The sequence below is a fragment of the Variovorax xiamenensis genome (genome assembly GCF_050916385.1).
Lineage (GTDB): Bacteria > Pseudomonadota > Gammaproteobacteria > Burkholderiales > Burkholderiaceae_C > Variovorax.
Window position 1 is genome coordinate 659033 of record NZ_CP139038.1, and the last position, 24600, is coordinate 683632.

At 67.5% G+C, this 24600-nt stretch carries 19 protein-coding genes; 10 read left to right on the forward strand and 9 right to left on the reverse strand.

The features are described from left to right. Nucleotides 1–31 precede the first annotated feature (31 nt). Complete coding sequence (locus SFB74_RS02875) at nucleotides 32–1666, forward strand: ABC transporter substrate-binding protein (protein WP_432729162.1); 1635 nt, start codon at nucleotides 32–34, stop codon at nucleotides 1664–1666. Nucleotides 1667–1706: 40 nt separating this feature from the next. Further along, complete coding sequence (locus tag SFB74_RS02880) at nucleotides 1707–2450, forward strand: 5'-methylthioadenosine/adenosylhomocysteine nucleosidase (RefSeq protein ID WP_432731865.1); 744 nt, start codon at nucleotides 1707–1709, stop codon at nucleotides 2448–2450. Here SFB74_RS02880 and SFB74_RS02885 read toward each other — a convergent pair. Beyond that, complete coding sequence (locus tag SFB74_RS02885) at nucleotides 2443–3207, reverse strand: YoaK family protein (RefSeq protein WP_432729163.1); 765 nt, start codon at nucleotides 3205–3207, stop codon at nucleotides 2443–2445. The genes SFB74_RS02880 and SFB74_RS02885 overlap by 8 nt on opposite strands. A 75-nt stretch (nucleotides 3208–3282) precedes the next feature. Continuing rightward, nucleotides 3283–4269 carry a magnesium/cobalt transporter CorA gene (gene corA / locus SFB74_RS02890; protein WP_057593823.1) on the reverse strand — a complete coding sequence of 329 codons (987 nt, stop codon included), beginning with the start codon at nucleotides 4267–4269 and terminating at the stop codon, nucleotides 3283–3285. A gap of 240 nt (nucleotides 4270–4509) precedes the next feature. Between corA and SFB74_RS02895 the strand changes: the two genes are divergently transcribed. From SFB74_RS02895 to hprK, 4 genes are all read left to right on the forward strand, one after another. Then, nucleotides 4510–6630 (forward strand): ATP-dependent helicase, encoded by a 2121-nt coding sequence (locus SFB74_RS02895; protein WP_432729164.1) that lies wholly within the window; start codon nucleotides 4510–4512, stop codon nucleotides 6628–6630. A 364-nt stretch (nucleotides 6631–6994) separates the two neighbouring features. Then, complete coding sequence (gene hpf, locus SFB74_RS02900; protein WP_125948955.1) at nucleotides 6995–7324, forward strand: ribosome hibernation-promoting factor, HPF/YfiA family; 330 nt, start codon at nucleotides 6995–6997, stop codon at nucleotides 7322–7324. Between the two features lie 189 nt (nucleotides 7325–7513). Next, complete coding sequence (locus tag SFB74_RS02905; protein WP_019655574.1) at nucleotides 7514–7981, forward strand: PTS sugar transporter subunit IIA; 468 nt, start codon at nucleotides 7514–7516, stop codon at nucleotides 7979–7981. A 96-nt stretch (nucleotides 7982–8077) separates the two neighbouring features. After that, complete coding sequence (gene hprK, locus SFB74_RS02910; protein WP_126022249.1) at nucleotides 8078–9037, forward strand: HPr(Ser) kinase/phosphatase; 960 nt, start codon at nucleotides 8078–8080, stop codon at nucleotides 9035–9037. A gap of 63 nt (nucleotides 9038–9100) precedes the next feature. Here hprK and fur read toward each other — a convergent pair whose 3' ends face one another. Further along, the gene (gene fur / locus SFB74_RS02915; RefSeq protein WP_019655576.1) at nucleotides 9101–9520 is read right to left on the reverse strand and encodes a ferric iron uptake transcriptional regulator; all 420 of its coding nucleotides are present in this window, start codon (nucleotides 9518–9520) and stop codon (nucleotides 9101–9103) included. Between the two features lie 95 nt (nucleotides 9521–9615). Here fur and SFB74_RS02920 point away from each other — a divergent pair, with 95 nt between their 5' ends. The 4 genes from SFB74_RS02920 to SFB74_RS02935 all read left to right on the forward strand — a co-directional run bounded on the left by SFB74_RS02920 (nucleotide 9616) and on the right by SFB74_RS02935 (nucleotide 12393). Next, nucleotides 9616–10185, forward strand: a complete 570-nt coding sequence (locus SFB74_RS02920) for an outer membrane protein assembly factor BamE (protein WP_432729165.1) — start codon at nucleotides 9616–9618, stop codon at nucleotides 10183–10185. 222 nt (nucleotides 10186–10407) lie between these two features. Then, nucleotides 10408–11172, forward strand: coding sequence for a 4-hydroxy-tetrahydrodipicolinate reductase (gene dapB / locus SFB74_RS02925; protein ID WP_218088291.1), 765 nt, complete (start codon nucleotides 10408–10410; stop codon nucleotides 11170–11172). Between the two features lie 27 nt (nucleotides 11173–11199). Beyond that, the gene (locus tag SFB74_RS02930) at nucleotides 11200–11895 is read left to right on the forward strand and encodes a MotA/TolQ/ExbB proton channel family protein (RefSeq protein WP_432729166.1); all 696 of its coding nucleotides are present in this window, start codon (nucleotides 11200–11202) and stop codon (nucleotides 11893–11895) included. Nucleotides 11896–11919: 24 nt separating this feature from the next. After that, nucleotides 11920–12393, forward strand: coding sequence for an ExbD/TolR family protein (locus tag SFB74_RS02935; protein WP_125948961.1), 474 nt, complete (start codon nucleotides 11920–11922; stop codon nucleotides 12391–12393). Nucleotides 12394–12497: 104 nt separating this feature from the next. Here the strand turns inward: SFB74_RS02935 and SFB74_RS02940 are convergent, their stop codons facing one another. From SFB74_RS02940 to SFB74_RS02965, 6 genes are all read right to left on the reverse strand, one after another. After that, nucleotides 12498–14981, reverse strand: a complete 2484-nt coding sequence (locus SFB74_RS02940) for a glycogen/starch/alpha-glucan phosphorylase (RefSeq protein WP_432729167.1) — start codon at nucleotides 14979–14981, stop codon at nucleotides 12498–12500. Then, nucleotides 14978–16471, reverse strand: coding sequence for a glycogen synthase GlgA (gene glgA, locus SFB74_RS02945; protein ID WP_432729168.1), 1494 nt, complete (start codon nucleotides 16469–16471; stop codon nucleotides 14978–14980). Before glgA ends, SFB74_RS02940 begins: the two co-directional genes overlap by 4 nt. Nucleotides 16472–16481: 10 nt before the next feature. Then, a complete protein-coding gene (glgC, locus tag SFB74_RS02950) occupies nucleotides 16482–17804 on the reverse strand; it encodes a glucose-1-phosphate adenylyltransferase (RefSeq protein ID WP_432729169.1) in 1323 nt (440 codons plus the stop codon). Between the two features lie 91 nt (nucleotides 17805–17895). Then, on the reverse strand, nucleotides 17896–19989 hold the full coding sequence (gene glgX / locus SFB74_RS02955; protein ID WP_432729170.1) for a glycogen debranching protein GlgX: 2094 nt from the start codon (nucleotides 19987–19989) through the stop codon (nucleotides 17896–17898). A gap of 676 nt (nucleotides 19990–20665) precedes the next feature. Further along, complete coding sequence (glgB, locus tag SFB74_RS02960) at nucleotides 20666–22837, reverse strand: 1,4-alpha-glucan branching protein GlgB (RefSeq protein ID WP_432729171.1); 2172 nt, start codon at nucleotides 22835–22837, stop codon at nucleotides 20666–20668. A gap of 19 nt (nucleotides 22838–22856) precedes the next feature. After that, a complete protein-coding gene (locus SFB74_RS02965) occupies nucleotides 22857–24530 on the reverse strand; it encodes an alpha-amylase family glycosyl hydrolase (protein WP_432729172.1) in 1674 nt (557 codons plus the stop codon). Between the last annotated feature and the right edge of the window lie 70 nt (nucleotides 24531–24600).

Below are 24600 nucleotides of genomic sequence, written 5' to 3' on the forward strand. Positions count from 1 at the left end.
AGTTTTTTCAACCGTGTATCAAGGAGTCCACATGAAGACCCAGCCCACCGTTTCGCGCCGCTCACGAAGCCTGGCGCTCCTGGCACCGACAGCGCTTGCGGCCCTTACCCTGGCCTGCGGCGCGGTGTCCGCCAAGACGCTGGTTTATTGCTCGGAAGGCAGCCCGGAGAATTTCTATCCGGGCATGAACACCACCGGCACCTCGTTCGACGTGACCACGCAGGTCTACAACACCATCGTCGAGTTCGAGCGCGGCGGCACCAAGGTCGTGCCCGGCCTCGCCGAAAAATGGGACATCTCGGCCGACGGCACGGTCTACACCTTCCACCTGCGCAAGGGTGTGAAGTGGCACACCACGAGCAAGAGCTTCAAGCCCACGCGCGACTTCAACGCCGACGACTTCATCTTCATGCTGGAGCGCCAGTGGAAGGAGAGCGACCCCTTCTTCAAGGTCACGAGCCAGAACCACTCCTACTTCAACGACATGGGCATGCCCAAGCTCTTGAAGTCGGTGGACCGCATCGACGACTACACGGTGAAGATCACGCTCAACCAGGCCGAGGCGCCGTTCCTCGCGAACCTGGCGATGCAGTACGCGGGCATCCAGTCGAAGGAATACGCCATCGCGATGCTGAAGGCCGGCACGCCCGAGAAGGTCGACCAGGACCCGATCGGCACCGGTCCCTTCTACCTCGTGCAGTACCAGAAGGACGCGATCATCCGCTTCAAGGCCTTCCCGCAGTACTGGGGCGGCAAGGCCAAGATCGACGACCTCGTGTTCGCGATCACGCCCGACGCCTCGGTGCGCTGGGCCAAGCTGCAGAAGGGCGAGTGCCACGTCATGCCCTACCCGAACCCGGCCGATCTCGACGCGATCCGCAAGGACCCGAACGTGCAGTTGCTGGAGCAGCCCGGCCTGAACGTGGGCTACCTCTCGTACAACACGACGAAGAAGCCCTTCGACGACGTGCGCGTGCGCAAGGCCATCAACATGGCGATCAACAAGAAGGCCATCATCGACGGCGTGTACCTGTCGACCGGCGTGGCCGCGAAGAACCCGATCCCGCCGACCATGTGGTCCTACAACGACGCGGTGAAGGACGACCCGTACGATCCCGAAGCCGCGAAGAAGCTGCTGGCGCAGGCCGGCTTCCCCGACGGCTTCTCGACCGACCTGTGGGCCATGCCGGTGCAGCGCCCGTACAACCCGAACGCCAAGCGCATCGCCGAGCTGATGCAGGCCGACCTCGCCAAGATCAACGTCAAGGCCGAGATCAAGAGCTTCGAGTGGGGCGAGTACCGCAAGCGCCTGCAGGCCGGCGAGCACCAGATGGGCATGCTGGGCTGGACCGGCGACAACGGCGACCCGGACAACTTCCTCTACACGCTGCTGGGCTGCGCCTCGGCGAAGTCGGCCAGCGGCAGCAACATCTCGAAGTTCTGCTACCAGCCTTATGAAGACCTCGTGGTGAAGGCCAAGAGCACCGTGAAGCAGGCCGACCGCGATGCGCTCTACAAGAAGGCGCAGCTGATCTTCAAGGAGCAGGCGCCGTGGTTCACCATTGCGCACGCGGTGCAGCTGAAGCCGGTGCGCAAGGAGGTCATCGACTTCAAGCTGAGCCCGTTCGGTCGCCACACCTTCTACGGTGTGGATATCAAGCAATAAGCGGAAGGTGACTGTCGCGCCCATCGCCATCGTGGCGGCCATGCACGAGGAGCTGGGTGCGCTCCTCGCGCTGATGCCCGACGAGCAGCGCGTGCGCGTCGCGGGCCGCGACTTCTGGGTGGGCCATCTGCATGGCTGGCCGGTGGTCGCGGTGCTGTCGCGCATCGGCAAGGTCGCTGCGGCCATCACGGCCACGGTGCTGCTGGAGCGCTTCGGCGCGCGGGCCATCGTGTTCACCGGCGTCGCGGGCGGGCTCGCGCCGGGCGTGAATGTGGGCGACGTGGTGGTCGCCACGCAGCTGCTGCAGCATGACCTGGACGCATCGCCGATCTTTCCCAGATACGAAGTGCCGTTGATGGGGCTGTCGCGCTTCGCGGCCGACACTGCCATCGGCGATGCGCTGGCCGCGGTTGCGCGGGAGACGCTGCGCGATCCGGTGGCCCTGGTGGGGCAGGAGGCCGTCGACGAGTTCGGCCTTCAATCGCCGAAGGTGCATCGCGGCCTGCTGGTGAGCGGCGACCGCTTCGTCTCGACCACCGCCGAGAGCGCGGCGCTGCAGCGGGCCTTGCCCGATGCGCTCGCGGTCGAGATGGAGGGCGCGTCGGTGGCGCAGGTGTGCCACGACTACGGCGTGCCCTTCGCCGCCATGCGGACGATCTCCGATCGTGCCGACGATGCCGCGCACGGCGATTTCTCGCGCTTAGTCGTCTCGGTGGCGAGCCGCTACAGCCTCGCGCTCGTCGATGCGTGGCTGGCTTCGTTGTCGCCGCAGGAGCTCAGCTGAGCGAAGGCGTGCGGCGGCGCGGAATGTCGCGCAGCAGCGGCGGGATCGACAGCGCGAGCAGCAGCGCTGCCAGCGGCACCACGCAGACGAAGCCCACGTACTTGAAGCCCAGAGCGCCCATTGCGCCGCCGAGCACGAACATGCCGACCAGCCCGCCGGCGCGGCGCATGCGGCTGCGGTCGTGGCGCACGATGAGGGCCGGCGCCGGTGCCGACTTCGAGCGGCGGTTCCAGTAGAGCATCTTGCCGATCTCGATGCCCATGTCGGTGATGTTGCCGGTCATGTGGGTGGTGCGGATGCTGCCGCCCGAGGTCTTGGACGCCACCGCGTTCTGCAGGCCCATGATGAAGGACAGCAGCAGCACGGTGAGGGGCACCGCGAAGGGCGTCGCCCAGGTCAGCGTGATGGCGCCCATGAGGCCGAAGGGAAACATCAGCGCCGCCTCGAGCATCAGCGGCAGGGCGTACACGCCGTGCATGCGGTGCTGGCGGCCCCAGTTCACGAGCACCGCGCAGACGGCCGCGCCGGTCACGAAGGCCAGGATCGCGCCCAGCGCATTCAGCAGCAGCTTGACGTTGCCCAGCACCATGCCGTCGGCCAGCTGCGAGGCGAAGCCGGTCATGTGCGAGGTGTACATGTGCAGCACGAGGAAGCCGCCTGCGTTGACGGCGCCGGCGTTGAAGGCCAGCAGCAGGCCGAGCGCGGCGTTGGTAGACGGCGCGCGGTGGCGGTGGGTGAGGAATCGAAGTCTGCGCAAGGTGGCTCTCCGGTCAGCGCCTGGCTGCCGGCCACTCTAGCACTCCGGGAAAAGCGCCCGGCGCGTTGCTTGCGCCTACTTCAGCCAGCCGCGCCGGCGGAAGTACCACATCGGCACCAGCGCGCTGGCCGCCATGAGCACGATGGCGTAGGGGTAGCCCATGGCCCAGTCGAGCTCGGGCATGAACTTGAAGTTCATGCCGTAGATGCTGGCGATCAGCGTCGGCGGCAGCAGCGCCACGCTGGCCACCGAGAAGATCTTGATGGTCTTGTTCTGGTTGATGTTGATGAAACCGACGGTCGCATCCATCAGGAAGTTGATCTTGTCGAAGAGGAAGGCCGTGTGGTTGTCCAGCGACTCGATGTCGCGCAGGATCTGTCGTGCTTCCTCGAACTGCTCGGCGTTGAGCATCTTGCTGCGCATCATGAAGCTGACGGCGCGGCGCGTGTCCATCACGTTGCGGCGGATGCGCCCGTTCAGGTCTTCCTGCCGCGCGATGGCGCCGAGCACCTCGCCGGCCAGCTCGTCGCTGACGTTGCCCGAGAGCACCTTCTTGCTGGCGGCCTCGAGCTCGTCGTAGATGTTCTCCAGCGAGTCGGCCGAGTACTCGGCGTCGGCGTCGAAGAGCTTGAGCATGACTTCCTTGGCGTCCTCGATCAGCCCCGGCGCACGGCGCGCGCGCATGCGCAGCAGGCGGAAGACGGGCACGTCCTCGTCGTGGATCGAGAACAGCACGCCGCGGCTGCGCAGGTCGGTGTTGTGCTGGTTGAGGATGAAGGCGACGCGCACCGCGCGCGGGGCTTCGTCGTCGTCGATCAGGAAGTCGGAGCGGATGTGCAGCTCGCCGTTGTCTTCCTCGTAGAAGCGGGCCGATTCCTCGATGTCCTCGTCCATCGCGTCCTCGGGGATGGACAGGCCGTAGTACTGCTTGATCCAGCGCTTCTCTTCGAGCGTGGGCGACTCGAGGTCGACCCAGATCGGCTGGAACCTGGAGAGCTCTTCGAGGGCCTCGATTTCTTCCTGGACTAGGCGGCCGTTGGCGAGCGTGAAGATGTTGAGCATGTGGCTCACTCCCGGGAATGACTGACTGGACGATGGGCGAGGGAGGGGGCGCTTTCAATTCCCCGGCCCGACGTGCGCGAGAGGCGCGAAAAAGGCGTCAGCGAAAGGGAGTTGAAAGCTGCCGAGACGGGGCGGTTTCCATTGGAAAAATCTCCGGGTTGCAGCGAGGCGCGATTATGTCACCGGCCACATGTCGGCGAGGTGGCTGGACTGGACGGGCATACAGTAAAGTCGTGCTCCATGCAGAGCACTGCGCTTCCCGTTTTTTCCGCCGCGCCGAAGACCCAGGCCGAACGCCTGGCGCAGGCGCTGGCTTCGCTCAACGAGGCGCAGCGCGCGGCTGTCGAGCATGGCGTGGGGGCGGCTGTCGCGGCGCCCGACGAGCGCCCGCTGCTCGTCATCGCCGGGGCCGGCTCGGGCAAGACCAGCACGCTGGCGCACCGCGTCGCAACCCTCATCGCCGGCGGCGTCGATCCGCAGCGCCTGCTGCTGCTGACCTTCTCGCGCCGCGCCGCGCAGGAAATGGAGCGCCGCGCCGGCCGTGTGCTGGCGCAGGTGCTGGGCCTGAAGTCCGAGGCGCCGCCCTCGCTGCCGTGGGCCGGCACCTTCCACGGCATCGGCGCGCGGCTGCTGCGCGAATACGCGCCGCAGATCGGGCTCGACGAGAACTTCACCATCCATGACCGCGGCGACGCCGAAGACCTGATGGGGCTGGTACGCCACGAGCTGGGGCTTTCTTCCACCGTCAACCGCTTTCCGCGCAAGGGCACCTGCCTGTCGATCTATTCGCGCTGCGTGAACACCCGCGCGCCGCTGGCCGACGTGCTCAAGGAGGCCTTTCCCTGGTGCGACGAGTGGGAGGCCGAACTCAAGAAGCTGTTCGGCGCGTACGTCGAGGCCAAGCAGCGGCAGAACGTGCTCGACTACGACGACCTCCTGCTCTACTGGGCCGAGATGGCCGCCGAGCCCGCGCTGGCCGCGCACATCGGCGCGCGCTTCGACCATGTGCTGGTCGACGAGTACCAGGACACCAACCTGCTGCAGGCCTCGATCCTGCTGGCGCTCAAGCCCGACGGGCGCGGCGTGACGGTGGTGGGGGACGATGCGCAGTCGATCTATTCCTTTCGAGGCGCGACGGTGCGCAACATCCTCGACTTCCCGTCGCAGTTCACGCAGGCCGCGCGGGTGGTCACGCTGGAGCGCAACTATCGCTCGACGCAGCCGATCCTCGACGTGTCGAACCGCGTGATCGCGCAGGCCGCCGAGCGGCACGCCAAGACGTTGTGGACCGACAAGCCCTCTGCGGGCAAGCCGTTGCTGGTGCTCGTGCCCGACGAGGCGGGGCAGGCGCGCTGGGTGGCCGACAAGGTGCTGGCGCATCGCGAGGGCGGGCTGGCGCTGAAGTCGCAGGCGGTGCTGTTCCGGACCTCGACGCACAGCGCGGCGCTCGAACTCGAGCTGGCCCGGCGCAACATTCCGTTCGTGAAGTTCGGCGGGCTCAAGTTTCTCGAAGCCTCGCACGTGAAGGACCTGCTCGCGGTGCTGCGCTTCGCGCAGAACCCGCGCGGGCGCATGGCGGGGTTTCGCGTGACGCAACTCATCCCGGGCATCGGGCCCGCCACGAGCGCGCGCCTGCTCGACGCGATGGAGCAGGCGGCCGACCCGGCCCGGGCCGTGCGCGAGTTCGTGCCGCCTGCTGCGGCACGCGCGCAGTGGGACGACTTCGCGAAGGCCTACGAGGCCCTGCGAGAGCCCGCGCTCAAGTGGCCGGCCGATGTCGAACTGGCGATGGACTGGTATCTGCCGCACCTGGAGCGCCTGTACGAGGACACCTCCGGCGTGCGGCGCGCCGACGTGGAGCAGCTCGCGCGGCTCGCGGCCGGGTATGCCTCGCGCGAGCGCTTTCTCACCGAGCTCACGCTCGATCCGCCCGAGGCCACCAGCGACCGCCCGGGGCCGCCGCTGCTCGACGAGGACTACCTGATCCTCTCGACCATCCATTCGGCCAAGGGACAGGAATGGAATTCGGTGCACGTGCTCAACGTGGTCGACGGCTGCCTGCCGGCCGACGTGGCGCAGAGCGCGCAAGAGCTGGAAGAAGAAAGACGGCTGCTCTACGTGGCGATGACCCGGGCGCGCGACCATCTGCACCTGCTGGTGCCGCAGCGTTTCTACGTCACGCAGCAGGCGGCGCGCGGCGACCGGCACATGTATGCCAACCGCACGCGCTTCATCGCCGATGCCGATCTGGAAGGCTTCGAGCAGCAGACCTGGCCGCCTCCGCCGGAGCGGCCGCCGGCCGTGCCGCCGCCCAGCTCGGTGATCGACCTGCGCAACAGGATGCGGGCGGCCTGGCGCTGAACGGGGAGGGCGAGGGTGAGGGCACGAACAGGCCCTTTCGCCGTCATGGTCACCACCTGGCCGCGCCTGGCCGCCGCTGAAACACTTGTTCCAGAAGTGCCTCATCGCCTGCCCCGTGCGTGCCAGCCGCTATCGATTCGCTAGCGTGTGAAAAGCTGCTCACGAAGCGGCAAAACCCCGGGCAACTCAGGTATTGCAATACCGTGACAGCTTGGGCATAGTGAATCGACCTTCCCCTCTTTCTCCTCTTCTTTCCTCCCCCCTCTTCTCCCTCTCGAACCCCCAAGAGAACTCCCGTTTCGCCGGCCAAACCGCATCCCGCGGCGCGGTCATTTCCCCAACCGTCAATTCCAGGAGGTCATTCATGAATTTGACGATCAGCGGTCATCACCTCGACGTCACACCTGCCTTGCGCACCTACGTCACGAGCAAGCTGGACCGGGTCATCCGACACTTCGACCAGGTGGTCGATGTCAAGGTGATCCTCACGGTGGAAAAGCAGAAGGAAAAGGAACGCCGCCAAAGGGCGGAATGCAACATCCACGTCAAGGGCAATGACATGTTCGCGGAGTCGAGCCACGCTGATCTCTACGCTGCGGTCGATGAACTGGTCGATAAGCTCGACCGCCAGGTGGTGCGCCACAAGGACCGCCTGCAGGACCACCATCATGCGGCACCCAAGCGCGTGATGTAGGAGCCCCCGGGCTCGCATCGCAAGGCCGCCTTCGGGCGGCGTTTTGTTTTCCGACTGCAGAACTAGGGCTTTTGGCAAGCGCCCAGAGGAGAGCACGAGGCCTCCGGGCAACATGTAGACAGAAAGTAAATAGGGGGACTGGGGGTTTTTACCAAGCGGGTGCATAATCGCCCCCGCTCTGCACCCACCATGAATCGCCTCGCGTCCATCCTGCCGCCCGCTCAAGTGCTCGTGAGCGTTGACGCTACCAGCAAGAAACGTGCTTTCGAAGAAGCCGGCCTGCTGTTCGAAAGCCTTCACGGTCTGGGCCGTGCCCTCATCACCGACAGCCTCTTCGCGCGCGAGCGCCTCGGCTCCACCGGCCTGGGCCACGGCGTTGCCATTCCGCATGGCCGCATCAAGGGCCTCAAGTCGCCGATGGCCGCTGTGTTCCAGCTGGCCAACCCGATCGGCTTCGACGCCCCCGACGAGCAACCCGTCGCACTTCTGATCTTCCTGCTGGTTCCCGAAGCGGCCACGCAGAAGCACCTCGAAATCCTCTCCGAAATCGCCGAGCTGCTGAGCGACGCCAGCCTGCGCGAGCAGATCAAGTCCAGCACAGACGCCACGGCCCTGCACGACCTGATCGCCGGCTGGCAATCCACCCAGGTCGCCTGAGCGCGTGGGTTGGCGCGCGGCTGCTGATAAGCTGCGCGGCTCCTTCTTCCCTCATTCCAACGCAATGCCGGCGCCCGCGCGCCGTCTCCTGAACGCATGAAGCCGACCGTCATCAGCGCCGATGCCATGTTCGAGGAGTTCCGTGGCTCGCTCCGCTGGGAATGGCTCGCGGGGCTGGGCGCGTCGGAGCGCCAGTTCGACGCGGAGGTCATCAGCCGGGCGCAGTCGGCCGCCGACCTCGTCGGCTACCTCAACTACATCCACCCGTACCGCGTACAGATCCTCGGCGCCCGCGAGGTGGCCTACCTGACGCGCGGCAGCGAGGAAGACTGCGCGCGGCGCATCGCCCGCATCGTCACGCTGGAGCCGCCGATGCTGGTGCTGGCCGACGGCCAGGCCGCGCCCGACGAGCTGCTGTCGATCTGCGAGCGCGCGCAGTTGCCGCTCTTCGCCACGCGCGAGTCGTCGGCCTTCGTGATCGACCTGCTGCGCGCCTACCTGTCCAAGCACTTCGCCGAACGCACCTCGATGCACGGCGTGTTCATGGACATCCTGGGCATGGGCGTGATGATCACGGGCGAGTCGGGCCTGGGAAAGAGCGAACTCGGCCTCGAGCTGATCTCGCGCGGCAACGGCCTCGTGGCCGACGACGCGGTCGATCTCTACCGCATCAACCAGAACACCATCGAGGGCCGCTGCCCCGACCTGCTGCTGAACCTGCTCGAGGTGCGCGGCATCGGCCTGCTGGACATCCGCGCGATCTTCGGCGAGACGGCGGTGCGCCGGAAGATGCGGCTCAAGCTCATCGTGCACCTCGTGCGGCGCGACAGCTTCGAACGCGACTACGAGCGCATGCCCTCGGCGCCGCTCACGCAGGACGTGCTGGGCATCCCGGTGCGCAAGGTCATCATCCAGGTGGTGGCAGGGCGCAACATCGCCGTGCTGGTGGAGGCCGCGGTGCGCAACTCGATCCTGCAGCTGCGCGGCATCGACACGTATGCCGACTTCGTGGCGCGGCACCACAAGGCGATGGAAAGCTCGCGCGACGGGGACTGATCGATCCCGGCGGGGGCGGCCGCCGCCGGGCTGCGTTTCCTTTTCCCGCTTTCTAGCTTCGTATCAGCGCTTCTTGGCGCAATCTCCGCAAAGGCCGTACAGCGACATGGCGTGATCCTGCAGGATCCAGCCCTTGTCTTTGGCGATCATCTGCTGGCGGCGCTCGATCTCGGCGTCGTAGAACTCCTCGACCTTGCCGCAGGAAGTGCAGATCAGGTGGTCGTGGTGGGTGCCTTCGTTCAACTCGTAGACCGCCTTGCCGCTTTCGAAGTGGCTGCGCTCCAGGATGCCGGCCTGCTCGAACTGGGTGAGCACACGGTAGACCGTGGCAAGGCCGATGTCGGAGTGCTCGTTGAGCAGCACGCGGAACACGTCTTCCGCAGTCATGTGCCGCTGGCTGCCGGTCTGGAAGATCTCCAGGATCTTCAGGCGCGGCAGGGTGGCCTTGAGGCCGGTATTCTTGAGTTCGTCGATGTTGGCCATGTTGGTTCCTGCACCCCTGGCGGGGCTGCGGCAAAAGGCCCCGAAAAGGCCAGCCGCTACAATGGCCGATCATATCGCTACCCCCTTTTCCTCCCATGCCTGCCATCTTCCAACGCCGGCCCTGGCTGCTGGCCGCCGCCGTCGCGGCAACGCTCGGCCTCGGTGCCTGCAGCGGTTTCACCGAGCGCACGCGTGGCGCGCTGGCCGCCGTAACCCCCTACAAAGTCGAGGTGGTTCAGGGCAATTTCGTGTCGAAGGAACAGGTCGCGGCGCTCAAGCCGGGCATGTCCCGCCAGCAGGTGCGTGAAATCCTGGGAACCTCGCTGCTGAACGACGTGTTCCATTCCAACCGCTGGGACTACGTCTTCACCATCCGCCGCCAGGGCGTCGATCCGCAGGAACGCCACCTGACCGTGTTCTTCAACGGCGAGTTGCTGGACCGCTTCGAGGGCGACGAGATGCCCAGCGAGGAAGAATTCGTCGCCACGCTCGACACCCGCAAGAAATCCGGCAAGGTGCCCAACCTCGAAGCGTCGGAAGACGATCTCAAGAAATACGCACCCAAGGACGACGGCAAGAAAACCGACGCCGACAACAAGGGCTCGGCCTCCGCTTCCCTGCCGCCGCTGCCGGCCGCCTACCCCCCGCTCGAAGCCGCGCGCTGAGCGCTTGCTGGAGCATCGGCGGCAGCGGGCGGTGCCGCCGAGCCGGCTCAGGCGGCGTCCGTTTCGTGTCGATCCATGCTCCCGGCCTTTCCTGACTGCCTCGGGCCGTTTCGAAAATCCTCGAAGACTGACTGAATCCGCGTGACCGAATCCACCTCCACTCCTTCCGCCAATTCCGCCTCCGAGCCGCGCCGCGTCGCCATCGCCGGGGCTTCGGGCCGCATGGGCCACATGCTGATCGAGGCCGTGCGCAACGCGCCCGACCTTCGCCTGGCAGGCGCCCTCGACATCGCCGGCAGCCCGGCCCTCGGCACCGACGCAGGCGCCTTCCTGGGCTTCGACAGCGGCGTGTCCATCGTGTCCGACCTGCGCGCCGGCCTGAAAGACGCGCAGGTGCTCATCGACTTCACCCGCCCCGAAGGCACGCTGGCGCATCTCGCGGTCTGCCGCGAACTGGGCGTGCAGGCCGTCATCGGCACCACGGGCTTCAGCGACGCGCAGAAGGCCGAGATCGCCGAGATCGCGAAGGACATCGCGATCATGATGGCCCCCAACATGAGCGTGGGCGTCAACGTCACCTTCAAGCTGCTCGAGATGGCCGCCAAGGCCATGGCGACCGGCTACGACATCGAGATCATCGAGGCGCACCACCGTCACAAGGTCGACGCGCCTTCGGGCACCGCGCTCAAGATGGGCGAGGTCATCGCCGACGCGCTGGGCCGCGACCTCAAGGACTGCGCCGTGTATGCCCGCGAAGGCATCACCGGCGAGCGCGATCCGTCCACCATCGGCTTCTCGGCCATCCGTGGCGGCGACATCGTGGGCGATCACACCGTGCTGTTCGCCGGCACCGGAGAGCGCATCGAGATCACCCACAAGTCGTCGAGCCGCGTCACCTACGCCCAGGGCAGCCTGCGCGCGGTGCGCTTCCTGGCCGGCCAGCGCGCGGGCCTGTTCGACATGTACGACGTGCTCGGTCTTCGCTGACCGCGCGGCACCAACCAAGGACCGCCGATGAGCGTGCTCGAACTGCTGGCCCACGGTGACGGCGTCAGCCGCTCGGTGGCCGCGCTGCTGCTCGCGATGTCGATCGCGAGCTGGGTCATCATCCTCTGGAAGGCGTGGCTGCTGCGCGGCGGCACGCGCGACGTGCTGCGCAGCATCGCGGCGTTCTGGCAGTCGTCCACGCTGGCCGACGCCGAGCAGAAGCTCAAGGCCTTCGACCGCGCGACGCTCGTGTCGCCCGCCGTGTCGGCCATCCGCAGCGTGGCCGCGGGCGAGCCGGCCGGCACGCTGGGCGCCACGGTCGACCGCAACCAGCGCCTCACGCGCGTGCTGCGCGACGCCCTGCACGGTGCGCTGCGCCGGCTGCAGGCCGGGCAGATCCTGCTGGCCACGGTCGGCGCCACCGCGCCTTTCGTCGGGCTGCTGGGCACGGTCTGGGGCATCTACGGCGCGCTGACGGGCATCGCCGGCCAGACCGGCGGCTTCACCATCGACAAGGTGGCGGGCCCGGTCGGCGAGGCGCTCATCATGACGGCCTTCGGTTTGGCCGTGGCCATTCCGGCCGTGCTGGCCTACAACGTCTTCGGCCGCGTCATCGGCCGCATCGAAGCCGAGCTCGAAGGCTTCGCGCACGACCTGCTGGGCAGCTTCGGCGCCCCGGCCGCGCCTGCCGCGCCGCCGCCCGCGCGGCCGATGCCGGTCTGAGAGCAGCCAGGCAGAGCCGCAACCATGGCCTTCGGTCGCACATCACTGGGCAGCGCCACCGGCGGCGGCGGGCGCGCCATGGGCGCGGGCGCGCAGCGGCCGCTGTCCGACATCAACGTCACGCCGCTGGTCGACGTGATGCTGGTGCTGCTGGTGATCTTCATCATCACCGCGCCGCTGATGGCCAGCTCGATCAAGCTCGACCTGCCGCAGACCGACGCCGGCCAGCCCAACGACGCGCCCAAGTTCGTGAGCCTCTCGGTCGACGCATCGGGCAAGGTCTTCCTCAACGACAAGGCCGTGACCGACGAGGAACTGGCGCAGCAACTCGAAAAGGCAGCCGCCGACAGCAAGGACACCGAGGTGCAGCTGCGCGCCGACCAGACCGTGCCTTACGGCAAGGTGGTGGCGCTGATGGGCATCGCGAACAAGGCCGGGCTCAGCCGCATCGGCTTCGTGACCGAGGCGGAGGCTGCGCCGCAGAAGCCACCTCGCTGATCTGACTCTTTTTTCGTGGACACCGCGGAACCGGCTTTGCCGGGCCGCAGGTGTCGCCCCCTGCAAGGGGGTGGGCGGCCACACGAAGTGGGCAAGCCTGGGGGTTAGCCAAGTACTACTGGCTTGGTGTGCCAGATCTCGTGCGCGTACTGCGCAATCGTGCGGTCCGACGAGAACCCCCCCATTCCCGCCACGTTGAGGATCGCCATGCGCGTCCACGCGTCCGAGTCGCGGTACAGCGTATCGACTTCGGCCTGCTTCGCCACGTAGCTCGCGTAGTCGGCCAGCAGCAGGTAGTGGTCGCCCCAGTTCACCAGCGCGTCGTAGATGCCCTGGTAGCGCGACGGCTCGCCGGGCGAGAAGGCGCCGTCGCGGATCGCGTCGAGCACGCGCTTGAGCTCGGCGTTCTCCTCGTAGATTTCGCGCGGCTGGTAGCCCCGCGCGCGGATGTCGGCCACCTCGGGCGTGGTGTTGCCGAAGATGAAGATGTTCTCGGGACCCACGCTCTCGCGCATCTCGACGTTCGCGCCGTCCAGCGTGCCGATGGTGAGCGCGCCGTTGAGCGCGAACTTCATGTTCCCGGTGCCCGAGGCTTCCGTGCCCGCCGTGGAGATCTGCTCCGACAGGTCGGCCGCCGGCATGATGATCTCCGCCAGGCTCACGCTGTAGTTCGGCAAAAACACCACCTTCAGCAGCTTGCCCACGCGCGCGTCGGCGTTGATGGTGGCGGCCACGTCGTTGATGAGCCGGATGACCAGCTTCGCCATCGCATAGGCCGACGCCGCCTTGCCCGCGAACACCACCACGCGCGGCACCATGTCGATCGGCGTGCCCGCGGCCTGCGCATCGAGGATGCGGTGATAGCGCGTCACCACGTGCAGCACGTTGAGCAGCTGGCGCTTGTATTCGTGGATGCGCTTGACCTGCACGTCGAACATCGCGTCCGTGTCGATGTCGATCTTCAGGTGCTGCTCGACCCAGTTGGCCAGCCGCAGCTTGTTCTCGCGCTTGGCGTGGCGGAACGCGCGCACGAAGGCCGGCTGCGCGGCCATGGGCTTGAGCGCCTCCAGCTGCGACAGGTCGCGCCGCCAGCCCTTGCCGATGCGCTGGTCGAGCAGCGCCGCCAGCGGCGGGTTGGCCTGTGCCAGCCAGCGGCGCGGCGTGACGCCGTTGGTCTTGTTGTTGAAGCGCTCCGGAAAGATCTTCGCGAAGTCCGAGAAGATCGACTGCTTCATCAGCTCCGAGTGCAGCCCCGACACACCATTGACCGAATGGCTCGCGAGCACCGCCACGTAGGCCATGCGCACGCGGCGCTCGCCGGTTTCGTCGACCAGCGAGAGGCGGCGCATCAGCTCCACGTCGTTGCCCACCTTCTGCGTCACCGTGGCGAGGAACTTCGCGTTGATGTCGTAGATGATCTGCAGGTGCCGCGGCAGGATGCGCCCCAGCATCTCCACCGGCCAGGTCTCCAGCGCCTCGTGCATCAGCGTGTGGTTGGTGTAGCTGAACACCTTCTGCGTGTGCGCCCAGGCCACGTCCCACGCGAGGCCGTGCTCGTCGAGCAAGAGGCGCATGAGCTCGGGCACCGCCAGCACCGGGTGCGTGTCGTTCAGGTGGATGCTGACCTTCTCCGAGAGCTGGTCGAATGTCTTGTGGTTGCGCAGGTAGCGGCGCAGCAGGTCCTGCACGCTGGCGCTGCAGAAGAAGTACTCCTGGTGCAGGCGCAGTTCGCGGCCCGAGGGCGTGGAGTCGTCGGGGTAAAGCACGCGCGAGACGTTCTCCGAATGGTTCTTGCTTTCCACCGCCTGCATGTAGTTGCCGCGGTTGAAGGCCGAGAGGTCGATCTCCTCGGTGGCGCGCGCCGACCACAGCCGCAGCGTGTTGGTAGCCTGCGTGCCGTAGCCCGGGATGATGGTGTCGTAGGCCACCGCCAGCACGTCGTGCGTATCGACCCAGTCGGCCGCGCCGGGCGGCACGTTGGCTCCCTCGCGCTTCTGCACGTGGCCGCCGAAGCGCACGCGGTAGTTCACCTCGGGCCGCTGGAACTCCCACGGGTTGCCGCGCGTGAGCCAGTAGTCGGGCGTCTCCACCTGCTGGCCGTCGACGATGCGCTGGCGGAACATGCCGTACTCGTAGCGGATGCCGTAGCCCATGCCCGGCACGCCCAGCGTGGCCATCGAGTCGAGAAAGCAGGCAGCGAGGCGCCCCAGGCCGCCATTGCCCAGCGCCGCGTCGGGCTCGCGTTCGGACAGGGCCGCCATGTCCACGCCGAAGTCGGCCAGCGCCTCGCGCACTGTGTCGTACAGGTCCACCGCGAGCAGCGCGTTGGTGAAGGTGCGCCCGATCAGGAACTCCATCGACAGGTAGTAGACGCGCTTCAAGTCCTGCGCGTAGTTGGCGCGCGTGGTCATCATCCAGCGCTCGACCAGCTGGTCGCGCACCGCCTGCGAGGTGGCGTTGAGCCAGTCGTCCTGGCTGGCCGCGACAGGGTCCTTGCCGACCGCGTAGATCAGCTTGTTGGCCACGGCGCGCTTGAAGGCCGCGACGTCGCGGTCGGGGTGGTCGTAGGCGAAGTCCTTGATCGTCATGGGGCGCTCCCGGAAGAGGGTTGTTTCATGCTTTGCCGGTACACGTCGATGTACTGCGCGGCCGCCGTGGCCCAGTCGGCCGGCCGGCGCATGGCGTTGCCGCGCACGCGGCGCCAGTCGGGCGCGCGCTCGTAGAGCGCGAAGGCGCGGCGCAGTGCGCGCTCGTAGTCGGCGGCCTCGAAGCGATCGAACACGAAGCCGGTGGCATCGCCGCTGGCCAGGTCTTCCAGCGAGCTGTCGACCACCGTGTCGGCCAGCCCGCCGACGCGGCGCACCAGCGGCAGGCTGCCGTACTTGAGGCCGTACATCTGCGTGAGGCCGCAGGGCTCGAAGAGAGAAGGCACCAGCGTCACGTCGCCGGCACCGAAGAGCTGGTGGGCCAGCGTCTCGTTGTAGCCGATGGTCACGGCCACCGACTGCGGCGCGGCCGCCGCGCGCTGGCGGAAGGCTTCCTCCAGCCAGGCCTCGCCGCTGCCCAGCAGCGCGAGCTGCCCGCCCTGGGCCAGAAGCGAATCGAGCCCGCCGAGCACCAGGTGCAGGCCTTTCTGCTCGGTGAGGCGGCTCACGACGATGAAGAGCGGCGCGTCGGGCCGCTCGGCCAGCCCCAGCTGGTGCTGCAGCACCGACTTGCAGCGCGCCTTGCCAGCCATGTGGCGGCCTTCGGGCGTGTGATAGCCCTGGATGAGCGCCGTGTCGGTGGCGGGGTTCCAGACCTGGTCGTCCACCGCGTTGAGGATGCCGCTGAGCACCGCGCTGCGCTGGCGCAGCAGGCCGTCGAGCCCGCAGCCCTGCTCGGGCGTCTGGATCTCCAGCGCGTAGGTCGGGCTCACGGTGGTGAGCCGGTCGGCGAAATACAGGCCGCCCTTCATGAACGAGACCTGGCCGTGGTATTCGAGGCCGTTCATCTGGAACGCCGGGCCGGGCAGGCCGAGCTCCGGAAAGTGCCAGGGCGCGAAGATGCCCTGGTAGGCCAGGTTGTGCACGGTGAAGACGCTGCCCACGTGCGGGGCTCCGGCCTGCCGCGCGAAGTGCAGGTAGGCAGGCGCGAGCGCGGCGTGCCAGTCGTGCGCGTGCACCACCTCGGGCTGCCATTGCGGATCGAGCCCTTGCGCCAGCTGCGCCGCCGCCCAGCCCAGCAGCGCGAAGCGGCGGTGGTTGTCGCCGTAGGGCTGGCGGGAGATGTCCTCGTAGGGGTTGCCGGGCCGGCCGTAGAGCGCCGGCGCGTCGATCACGTAGGCCGGGATGCCGGGCGCGCCGTCGATGTCGATGTGCCCGAGCCGCAGGCCGAAGCCTTCGCCCCACGGCGCGTCGAAGGCAGCCACCGGCGCGAGGTCGCGCACGCCCGCCACGATGGCCGGAAAGCCCGGCAGGAGCACGCGCGCATCCTGCCCGGCGGCCATGAGCGCCAGGGGCAGGGCGCCGGCGATGTCCGCCAGGCCGCCGGTCTTGAGGAGGGGAAAGAGTTCTGCGCTGACCTGGAGGATTCGCATCGTGTTCGGATCAGGCTGCAGCCAGCCGTTTCAGCATCTCGCGGGTGACCAGCACCACGCCGTTCTCGGTGCGCTCGAAGCGCGCGGCGTCCGCCTCGGCATCTTCGCCGATCACCATGTCCTCCGGTATGACGCAGGCGCGGTCGATCACCACGCGGTTCAGCCGCGCGCCGCGGCCGACTTCCACGTCGGGCAGCAGCACGGCCTCGTTGATCTCGCAGAAGGAATGCACGCGCACGCCCGAGAAGAGCACCGAGCTGCTGACCTTGGAGCCCGAGACGATGCAGCCGCCGGAGACGATGGTGTTGACCGTCATGCCGTGGTGCCCGTTGCGGTCGAGCACGAACTTGGCCGGCGGCAGTTGCCGCTGGTAGGTCCAGATGGGCCAGTCCGTGTCATAGATGTCGAGCTCCGGGGTGATGGAGGCGAGGTCGAGGTTGGCTGCCCAGAATGCATCAATCGTGCCCACGTCGCGCCAGTAGGTCTTGGCCTCCGGCCCGCGCGAGGCCCGCGTGACGCACGACATGCCGAAGGGATGGGCCAGCGCGCGGCCCTGGGCCACGGCGCGGGGAATGATGTCCTTGCCGAAGTCGTGGCTCGAGTCGGGATTCGCGTTGTCTTCCTCCAGCAGCTGGTAGAGGTATTCCGAATCGAACACGTAGATGCCCATGCTCGCCAGCGCCGTGTCGGGCTTGCCGGGCATGGCGGGCGGATCGGCGGGCTTCTCGAGGAAGTCGGTGATCTGGCGGCCGTCGTCCACGGCCATCACGCCGAAAGCCGTGGCCTCCATGCGCGGCACCTCGATGCAGCCGACCGTACAGCCCAGGCCGTGCTCGGCATGGTCCTTCACCATCAGCGAGTAGTCCATCTTGTAGATGTGGTCGCCGGCCAGCACGACCACGTAGTCGTGCTTGGTGGAGCGGGTCTGGATGATGTCCAGGTTCTGGAACACCGCGTCGGCCGTGCCGCGGTACCAGTGCTCGTCGCCCACGCGCTGCTGCGCGGGCAGCACGTCGACCATCTCGTTGAGTTCGGCACGCAGGAAGCTCCAGCCGCGCTGCAGGTGGCGCATGAGCGAGTGCGACTTGTACTGCGTGACCACCGCCATGCGCCGGATGCCCGAGTTCAGGCAGTTCGACAACGCGAAATCGATGATGCGGAACTTGCCGCCGAAGTACACGGCCGGCTTGGCGCGGCGGTCGGTCAGCTGCTTGAGGCGGGAACCTCGCCCGCCGGCCAGCACCAGTGCGATGGTGCGGCGAACCAGTTGATGGGCCTGCAGCTCCTGCTGCTGAGGCTGCGGTAGCTGCGCTTGCGGTGTGAGGTTGTCCATCCTGAGTCTCCGTTTGTTGGTCGTTCGCGTGGCCGGGATCCGCCGTCAGAGTTTCTGCATCGAGACTAGCACCGCGCCGTGCGGCTGGCTTCTACGTTCTTGCAATCCCGATGCTCGAAAAAGGCACTTGTGCCGTGCCTTCCAGCGCCTGGGGGCTGTCGTCCGGATCGGCCTGCGGATCCGTGCAAAGGCAAAGGCGCCACGCACCCGGAGGCAGCGTGAACGACACGGTTTGCGGACCCGCGTTCACCATCAGCAGCCATGAGCTTCCATTGCCGACTTTTTCTTCTGCATGCCCGAAGTGGATTGCAAGGGCCGTGCCCGTGCTCCAGTCGGCGGGCGCCATCGGCTCGCCGTCGGGGCGCAGCCAGCGGATGCCGGCCGAGCCTCCGGCCGGGGGCTCGGCCGGCCACCAGCGCGTGCTGCGCAGGGCGGGGGCTTCGCGGCGCAGCGCGGCGAGGCGCGCGATGAACGCGCCCAGTCGAGCTGCGTCGCTGCCGGGGGCGGAGGTGCCTATCCACGCAAGCCAGGTGGTTTCGTTGTCCTGGCAGTAGGCGTTGTTGTTGCCCTGCTGGCTGTGGCCGAGCTCGTCGCCGGCCAGCAGCATCGGCGTGCCCTGCGACAGCATCAGCGTGGCGAGCAGCGCGCGCTGCAGGCGGGTGCGCAGGGCCAGCACCGCGGGGTCGTCGCTCGGGCCCTCTGCGCCGCAGTTGTTGCTCAGGTTGTGGCCATGGCCGTCGCGGTTGTTCTCGCCGTTGGCCAGATTGTGGCGCTCGTCGTAGCTCACCAGGTCGCGCAGCGTGAAGCCGTCGTGCGCGGTGATGAAGTTGACGCTGGCCGTCGGCGCGCGGCCGTGGTGCGCGAACTGGGCGCTGGAGGCCGCGAAGCGATGGGCGAAGTCGCCGGGCTTCGCCCTGTCGTCGTGCTCCTGCCGCAGCCAGAAGCCGCGCTGCGTGTCGCGGTAGCGGTCGTTCCATTCGAGCCAGCCCGGCGGGAACCCGCCGAGCCGATAGCCGCCGGGGCCGATGTCCCAGGGCTCGGCGATGAGCAGCGTGCGCGAGAGCACCGGGTCTTGCGCGATGGCGGCGAAGAAGGGCGCGCGCGCATCGAACCCGCGTTGCGCGTCGGCGCGGCCGAGCACAGGCGCGAGATCGAAGCGGAAACCGTCGACGCCCATCTCGCAGGCCCAGAAGCGCAGGCTGTCCATCACCAGCTGCAGCACGCGGGGCTCGCCGAGGTTCAGGCAGTTGCCGGTGCCGGCCCAGTTCTCATACAGGGCGCGGTCGTCGGCGCGCAGGTGGTAGTACAGGGCGTTGTCGATGCCGCGCATCGACAGCGTGGGGCCGAGCTCGTCGCTCTCGGCGCTGTGGTTGTAGACCACGTCGATCACCAGCTCCATGCCGCGCGCGTGGATCGCGTCGGCCATCGCGCGGAACTCGCCGGTGGGCGTGGTGCCGGGGCGGCCGCTCCAGTAGCGGGCTTCGGGGGCGAACCAGCCGATGGTGTTGTAGCCCCAGTAGTTGCTCAGGCCCATGCGGAGCAGGCGCTGCTCGTCGGCGCGGCGCTGCACGGGCATGAGGCTCAGGGTGGTGATGCCCAGGTGCTGGAGGTGGTCGAGCACTGCGGGTTCGGCGAGGCCGGCGTAGGTGCCTCTGAGTGCCGCTGGGACGGCGGGGTGGAGTTTTGTGTGGCCCTTGACGTGGAGTTCGTAGAGGACGCGGTCGCCGGGGGCGATGCGGGCGTGGCCTGCTGCGTGCCCTTGGTTGGTCGGTGCCGGCGCTACCCGGGCCTTGAGGGCGATGGCTGCGTTGTCTCGGGTGTCTCTCTTTTCTGGGTTCGCCGGGTCGTGGCCCAGGAAGAGGTCGCTGCCGTCGTAGGTGCCTACGATCTCGCGGGCGTATGGGTCGAGGAGCAGCTTCGATGGGTTGAAGCGCTGGCCTGCTTTGGGGTTCCAGGGGCCGTGGACTCGGTAGCCGTAGACGAGGCCTGGTTTGCCGCTTGGGAGGTGGGCGTGCCAGATGCCGTCTGTTTGTTCTTTCAGTCTTAGGCGTTGTTGTTCGTTCTTGCCTGTGGTGTCGAAGATGCAGAGGTCTACTGCTTCTGCTGTGGGGGCTGCTATTGCGAAGTTGACGCCCTGTTGCGAGGGGGTTGCGCCTAGGGGGTAGGGGTTGCCTGGGCTCAGCATCTTGCTTGCTCTCGATGGGGTTTGCTTCCCGAGGCCGGGTCTCGGCCCGGCAGCCGACCTACTTTTCTTTGCTTCGCCAAAGAAAAGTAGGCAAAAGAAAGGCGACCCCACTGTCTGCGACCCCTGCGCTTCGCTCCGGGGCAACCTGCGGTGCTCACGTTTCGCGGGGTCTCGCAGAACTCGCTTCGCTCAAACAGCTGCGAGCCCTGATCCGCGAAACGCTGCGCTCCTCGGCGCAGCCAGAGGGGAGGGGAGACGTACGGGCCATCGCGTTGCTCGGCCCCCAAGGCACTGCAGGCGCTTCGCGCCTGCAGTGCTTGGAATGAATCGTTGCTCTTGCTGGCGGCGCGGAAGTTGAACGCGTGGCCGAGCGAAGCGAAGGCCAGTCCAGGCTGTTCAGAAGGCCGAGCGCAGCGATGGCCTGCTCGGTCCCAAACTCCCTTCTGGCTGCGCCGAGGAGCGCAGACGTAGGAGGGATAAGGGCCGCAGCTGTTTGAGCGAAGCGAGTTCTGCGGACCCCCTCCTACGTCGAGCACCGCAGGTTGCCCGTAGCGAAGCGAAGGGACGCAGACAGTAGGGTCGCCTTTCTTTTGCCTACTTTTCTTTGGCGAAGCAAAGAAAAGTAGGTCGGCCGCCGGGCCGAGACCCGGCCCCGGGAAGCAAACAACCTCAAAGATCAAACCAGCACCCACATCAAGGTCCCCAGCGGCGGCACGCTAATAGACAAGGAGTCCGTCTTCCCATGCCAAGCCACAGGAGCACTCTCGACAACCCCATTCCCAACCCCACTTCCCCCATAGACAACCCCATCCGTATTGATGACCTCCCGGTAGGACCCGCTAGAAGGAACCCCCAGTCGATACCCATGCCGGGGCACTGGCGTGAAGTTGCAAACCACGACAACAAACGCCCCATCCCGAGCCCGCCGCACAAACGCAAACACCGACTGATCCGCATCGTCATGCACGATCCACTCGAACCCTCGCGCCTCATGGTCGAGCTCATGCAGCGCAGGAAAGTGCCGATACACGTTGTTCAGGTCACGCACCAGCCTCCGCACCCCCTGATGCGACGCATGCTCCAGCAGATGCCAATCCAGACTCCGATCGGCACTCCACTCCGCGTACTGCGCGAACTCCCCACCCATGAACAGCAGCTTCTTCCCCGGATAGGCCCAGAGGTACCCATACAGATTGCGCAGTCCCGCGAACTTCTGCCACTCGTCACCGGGCATGCGCCCGATCATCGATCCCTTGCCATGCACCACCTCGTCATGCGACAGCGGCAACACGAAGTTCTCGCTATGCGCGTACATCAGCCCGAAGGTGATCTGCCGGTGATGGTGCTTGCGGTAGACCGGATCGGTGCCGGCATACGCCAGCGTGTCGTTCATCCAGCCCATGTTCCACTTGTAGTGGAAGCCCAGCCCGCCGTCCTCGGGCGGCCGGGTCACGCCGGGAAAGCTGGTCGATTCCTCGGCGACCGTCATCGCGCCGGGCCGCTCGACGCCCACCACGCGGTTCATGCGGCGCAGGAATTCGATGGCCTCCAGGTTCTCGCGCCCGCCGAGCGCGTTGGGCACCCACTCGCCCGACTTGCGGCTGTAGTCGCGGTACAGCATCGAGGCCACCGCGTCCACGCGCAGGCCATCCACGCCATAGCGCTCCAGCCAGTACAGCGCATTGCCGACGAGGTAGTTACGCACCTCCGTGCGCGCGTAGTTGAAGATCAGCGTCTGCCAGTCGTTGTGGAAGCCCTCGCGCGGATCGGCGTACTCGTACAGCGCGGTGCCGTCGAAGCGGCCGAGGCCGTGCGAATCGGTGGGGAAGTGCGCGGGCACCCAGTCGAGGATCACGCCCAGCCCCGCCGCGTGCGCGGCCTCGACGAAATGCTTGAAGTCGCCCGGCGTGCCGAAGCGCGAGGTTGGCGCATAGAGGCCGATGGGCTGGTAGCCCCACGAGCCGTCGAAAGGATGCTCGCTCACGGGCAGCAGCTCGATGTGCGTGAAGCCCATGTCGCGCGCGTACGGCACGAGGGTGTCTGCCAGTTCGCGGTAGTCCAGCCACTCGTGGCCGTTCTTGCGGCGCCACGAGCCCAGGTGCACCTCGTAGATGCTGATGGGCGCGTCGCGCCCGTTCGCGGCGGCGCGGCCCTCGGGCATCTTCACCGGCGCGGGCAGGGGCTGCACCACGCAGGCGGTGTCGGGGCGCAGCTGCGCCGAGAAGGCGAAGGGGTCGGCCTTGCGCAGCACCTCGCCCTGCGCCGACAAAATCTCGAACTCGTAGCTGTCGCCCACGGACACGTGCGGCGCGAAGATCTCCCACACGCCGCACTCGCGGCGCAGCCGCATCATGTGGCGCCGGCCGTCCCAGTTGTTGAAGCTGCCGACCACCGACACGCGCTTCGCGTTCGGCGCCCAGACGGCGAAGGCCACGCCCTTCACGCCGTCCATCTCGCGCAGGTGCGCGCCCAGGCGCTCCCATGGCCGCAGATGCGTGCCCTCGGCCAGCAGCCACACGTCTGTTTCGCCGAGCACGAACGGAAAGCGGTACGGGTCTTCGAGTCGCGAGGTGTGCGTGTCCCAGTCGACCTGGAAGGAATAGCCCATGCGGGCCTCGGCGGCCGGAACGAGCCCGCTGAACAGGTCGGATTCAGGATGGCGCGCGAGTATCGACAGCGGCCAGCCGGTGCGCGAATGCACCACGGCCACGTGCTGGGCGCCGGGCAGCAGCGCGCGCACGACGAGACCCTCGGGCGTCTCGTGCGGGCCGAGCACGGCAAAAGGGTCGCCGTGCTCCGCGCGCATCAGCGCGTGGATTTCGGACTCTGGCAGCGGCTTCAGGGGCATGGTGGTCAGGGGCTCGGCTTCAACCTTCCCCGGCGGGCGTGCCGAAGAAGACGCCGTATGGCGCCAGTTGCAGCATGCGCTTTCCGTCTAAGGTGTGAATGACGGAAGTTGCCGCCAGCGGCTGTCCGACAAGAGGCGCCAGGCCCTCCGGCAGCGGCATCGACATCGGCTCGCCGCCGAAGTTGAAGATCGCCTGCATCGAGGACGCGCCGTCACCGCGCCGCTCGAAGTGCAGCAACCGTGGATCGAGGGTGTCGATGAAGCGGATGCCCCCGGTGCGCAGCAGCGGCTGCGTGCGCCGCCATGCCAGCAGGGCGCGGCTGAAGGCCAGCATCGAATCGGGGTCGGCGGCCTGTCGCTCGATGGCCAGCGGCAGGTGCGGGCCGTACATCGGCAGCCATGGCGTGCCGGTGGTGAAGCCGCCGTTGGGCGTCTCGCCGGTCCACGGCATCGGCGTGCGGCAGCCGTCGCGGCCCTTGAACTCGGGCCAGAAGGCGCGGCCGTACGGGTCCTGCAGCAGCTCGAAGGGCACCTCGGCCTCGGGCAGGCCCAGTTCCTCACCCTGGTAGATGCTGGCGCTGCCGCGCAGGGACAGCAGCAGCGCGAGCCAGAGCCGGTCGCGCCGGGTGTCGGGTGCGCCGCCGTCGCTCCAGCGCGTGGCGACGCGCGGCACGTCGTGGTTCGACACCGCCCAGCAGCCCCAGCCGGCGGTGTGCGCGAGCGCGGTGTCGAGCGCTTCGACCTGGTGGCGAAGGTGTGCGGTGCTGTGGTCGGCCGTCAGCAGGCTGAAGCTGTAGGCCAGGTGCAGGCGCTTGCCGAGCTCGGTGTACTGGGCCATCACCGGCGGCGCGTTCTCGTCGCCGACCTCGCCCAGCGCAACCGCGCCGTAGTCGTCGAGCAGCCGGCGCAGGGCTTCGAGGAACGCCAGGTTCTCGTGCTGGCTCTTGTCGTACAGGTGCTGCTGCATCGCATACGGGTTGTCGGCGCGCACCGTGCTGACCTCGCCGATGGACGCCAGCGAGGCCGGCGGGTTGTCGCGCAGCAGCGCGTCGTGGAACTGGTGGTTGCAGGCGTCGAAGCGGAAGCCGTCCACGCCGCGCTCGCACCAGAAGCGCACCTCGCCCAGCAGCGCCGCCTGCACCTCGGGGTTGTGGAAGTTGAGGTCGGGCTGCTCGGCCAGGAAGCTGTGCAGGTAGTACTGGCGCCGGCGCGAATCCCACTGCCAGGCGGGGCCGCCGAACACCGACAGCCAGTTGTTGGGCGGCGTGCCGTCGGGCTTCGGGTCGGCCCACACGTACCAGTCGGCCTTGGGGTTGTCGCGCGAGCCGCGGCTTTCGGCGAACCAGGCGTGCTGGTCGGAGGTGTGCGAGAGCACCTGGTCGATGACGAGCTTCAGGCCCAGCTCGTGCATGCGCGCCAGCATGGCGTCGAAGTCGTCCAGGGTGCCGAAGATCGGGTCGACCGCGCGGTAGTCGGACACGTCGTAGCCGAAGTCCTTCATCGGCGAGCGGAAGAAGGGGGAGACCCAGATGGCGTCGACGCCGAGGCTGGCTACGTGCTCCAGCCGGGACGTGATGCCCGGCAGGTCGCCGATGCCGTCGCCGTCGCTGTCCATGAAGCTGCGCGGGTAGATCTGGTAGATCACCGCACCGCGCCACCATTCGCTGTTGCTGCCGTCGGTTTTGCTGGCCATGCCGGTCCCTGTGGTCTGAAATCATTGTGGCATGCGAAATCCGGGCCAGTGATACGGGCTTGCGGGGCGG

Bases quoted from the DNA above. Each gene is read 5' to 3' on its own strand.
- hprK (WP_126022249.1), top strand. From the start codon at position 8,078: ATGAAGCCGACCGTCATCAGCGCCGATGCCATGTTCGAGGAGTTCCGT.
- SFB74_RS02895 (WP_432729164.1), top strand. From the start codon at position 4,510: ATGCAGAGCACTGCGCTTCCCGTTTTTTCCGCCGCGCCGAAGACCCAG.
- SFB74_RS02905 (WP_019655574.1), top strand. From the start codon at position 7,514: ATGAATCGCCTCGCGTCCATCCTGCCGCCCGCTCAAGTGCTCGTGAGC.
- corA (WP_057593823.1), bottom strand. From the start codon at position 4,269: ATGCTCAACATCTTCACGCTCGCCAACGGCCGCCTAGTCCAGGAAGAA.
- SFB74_RS02880 (WP_432731865.1), top strand. From the start codon at position 1,707: ATGCACGAGGAGCTGGGTGCGCTCCTCGCGCTGATGCCCGACGAGCAG.
- dapB (WP_218088291.1), top strand. From the start codon at position 10,408: ATGGGCCACATGCTGATCGAGGCCGTGCGCAACGCGCCCGACCTTCGC.
- SFB74_RS02935 (WP_125948961.1), top strand. From the start codon at position 11,920: ATGGCCTTCGGTCGCACATCACTGGGCAGCGCCACCGGCGGCGGCGGG.
- glgC (WP_432729169.1), bottom strand. From the start codon at position 17,804: ATGGACAACCTCACACCGCAAGCGCAGCTACCGCAGCCTCAGCAGCAG.
- fur (WP_019655576.1), bottom strand. From the start codon at position 9,520: ATGGCCAACATCGACGAACTCAAGAATACCGGCCTCAAGGCCACCCTG.
- SFB74_RS02930 (WP_432729166.1), top strand. From the start codon at position 11,200: ATGAGCGTGCTCGAACTGCTGGCCCACGGTGACGGCGTCAGCCGCTCG.
- SFB74_RS02965 (WP_432729172.1), bottom strand. From the start codon at position 24,530: ATGGCCAGCAAAACCGACGGCAGCAACAGCGAATGGTGGCGCGGTGCG.
- glgA (WP_432729168.1), bottom strand. From the start codon at position 16,471: ATGCGAATCCTCCAGGTCAGCGCAGAACTCTTTCCCCTCCTCAAGACC.
- hpf (WP_125948955.1), top strand. From the start codon at position 6,995: ATGAATTTGACGATCAGCGGTCATCACCTCGACGTCACACCTGCCTTG.
- SFB74_RS02940 (WP_432729167.1), bottom strand. From the start codon at position 14,981: ATGACGATCAAGGACTTCGCCTACGACCACCCCGACCGCGACGTCGCG.
- SFB74_RS02875 (WP_432729162.1), top strand. From the start codon at position 32: ATGAAGACCCAGCCCACCGTTTCGCGCCGCTCACGAAGCCTGGCGCTC.
- SFB74_RS02920 (WP_432729165.1), top strand. From the start codon at position 9,616: ATGCCTGCCATCTTCCAACGCCGGCCCTGGCTGCTGGCCGCCGCCGTC.
- glgX (WP_432729170.1), bottom strand. From the start codon at position 19,989: ATGCTGAGCCCAGGCAACCCCTACCCCCTAGGCGCAACCCCCTCGCAA.
- glgB (WP_432729171.1), bottom strand. From the start codon at position 22,837: ATGCCCCTGAAGCCGCTGCCAGAGTCCGAAATCCACGCGCTGATGCGC.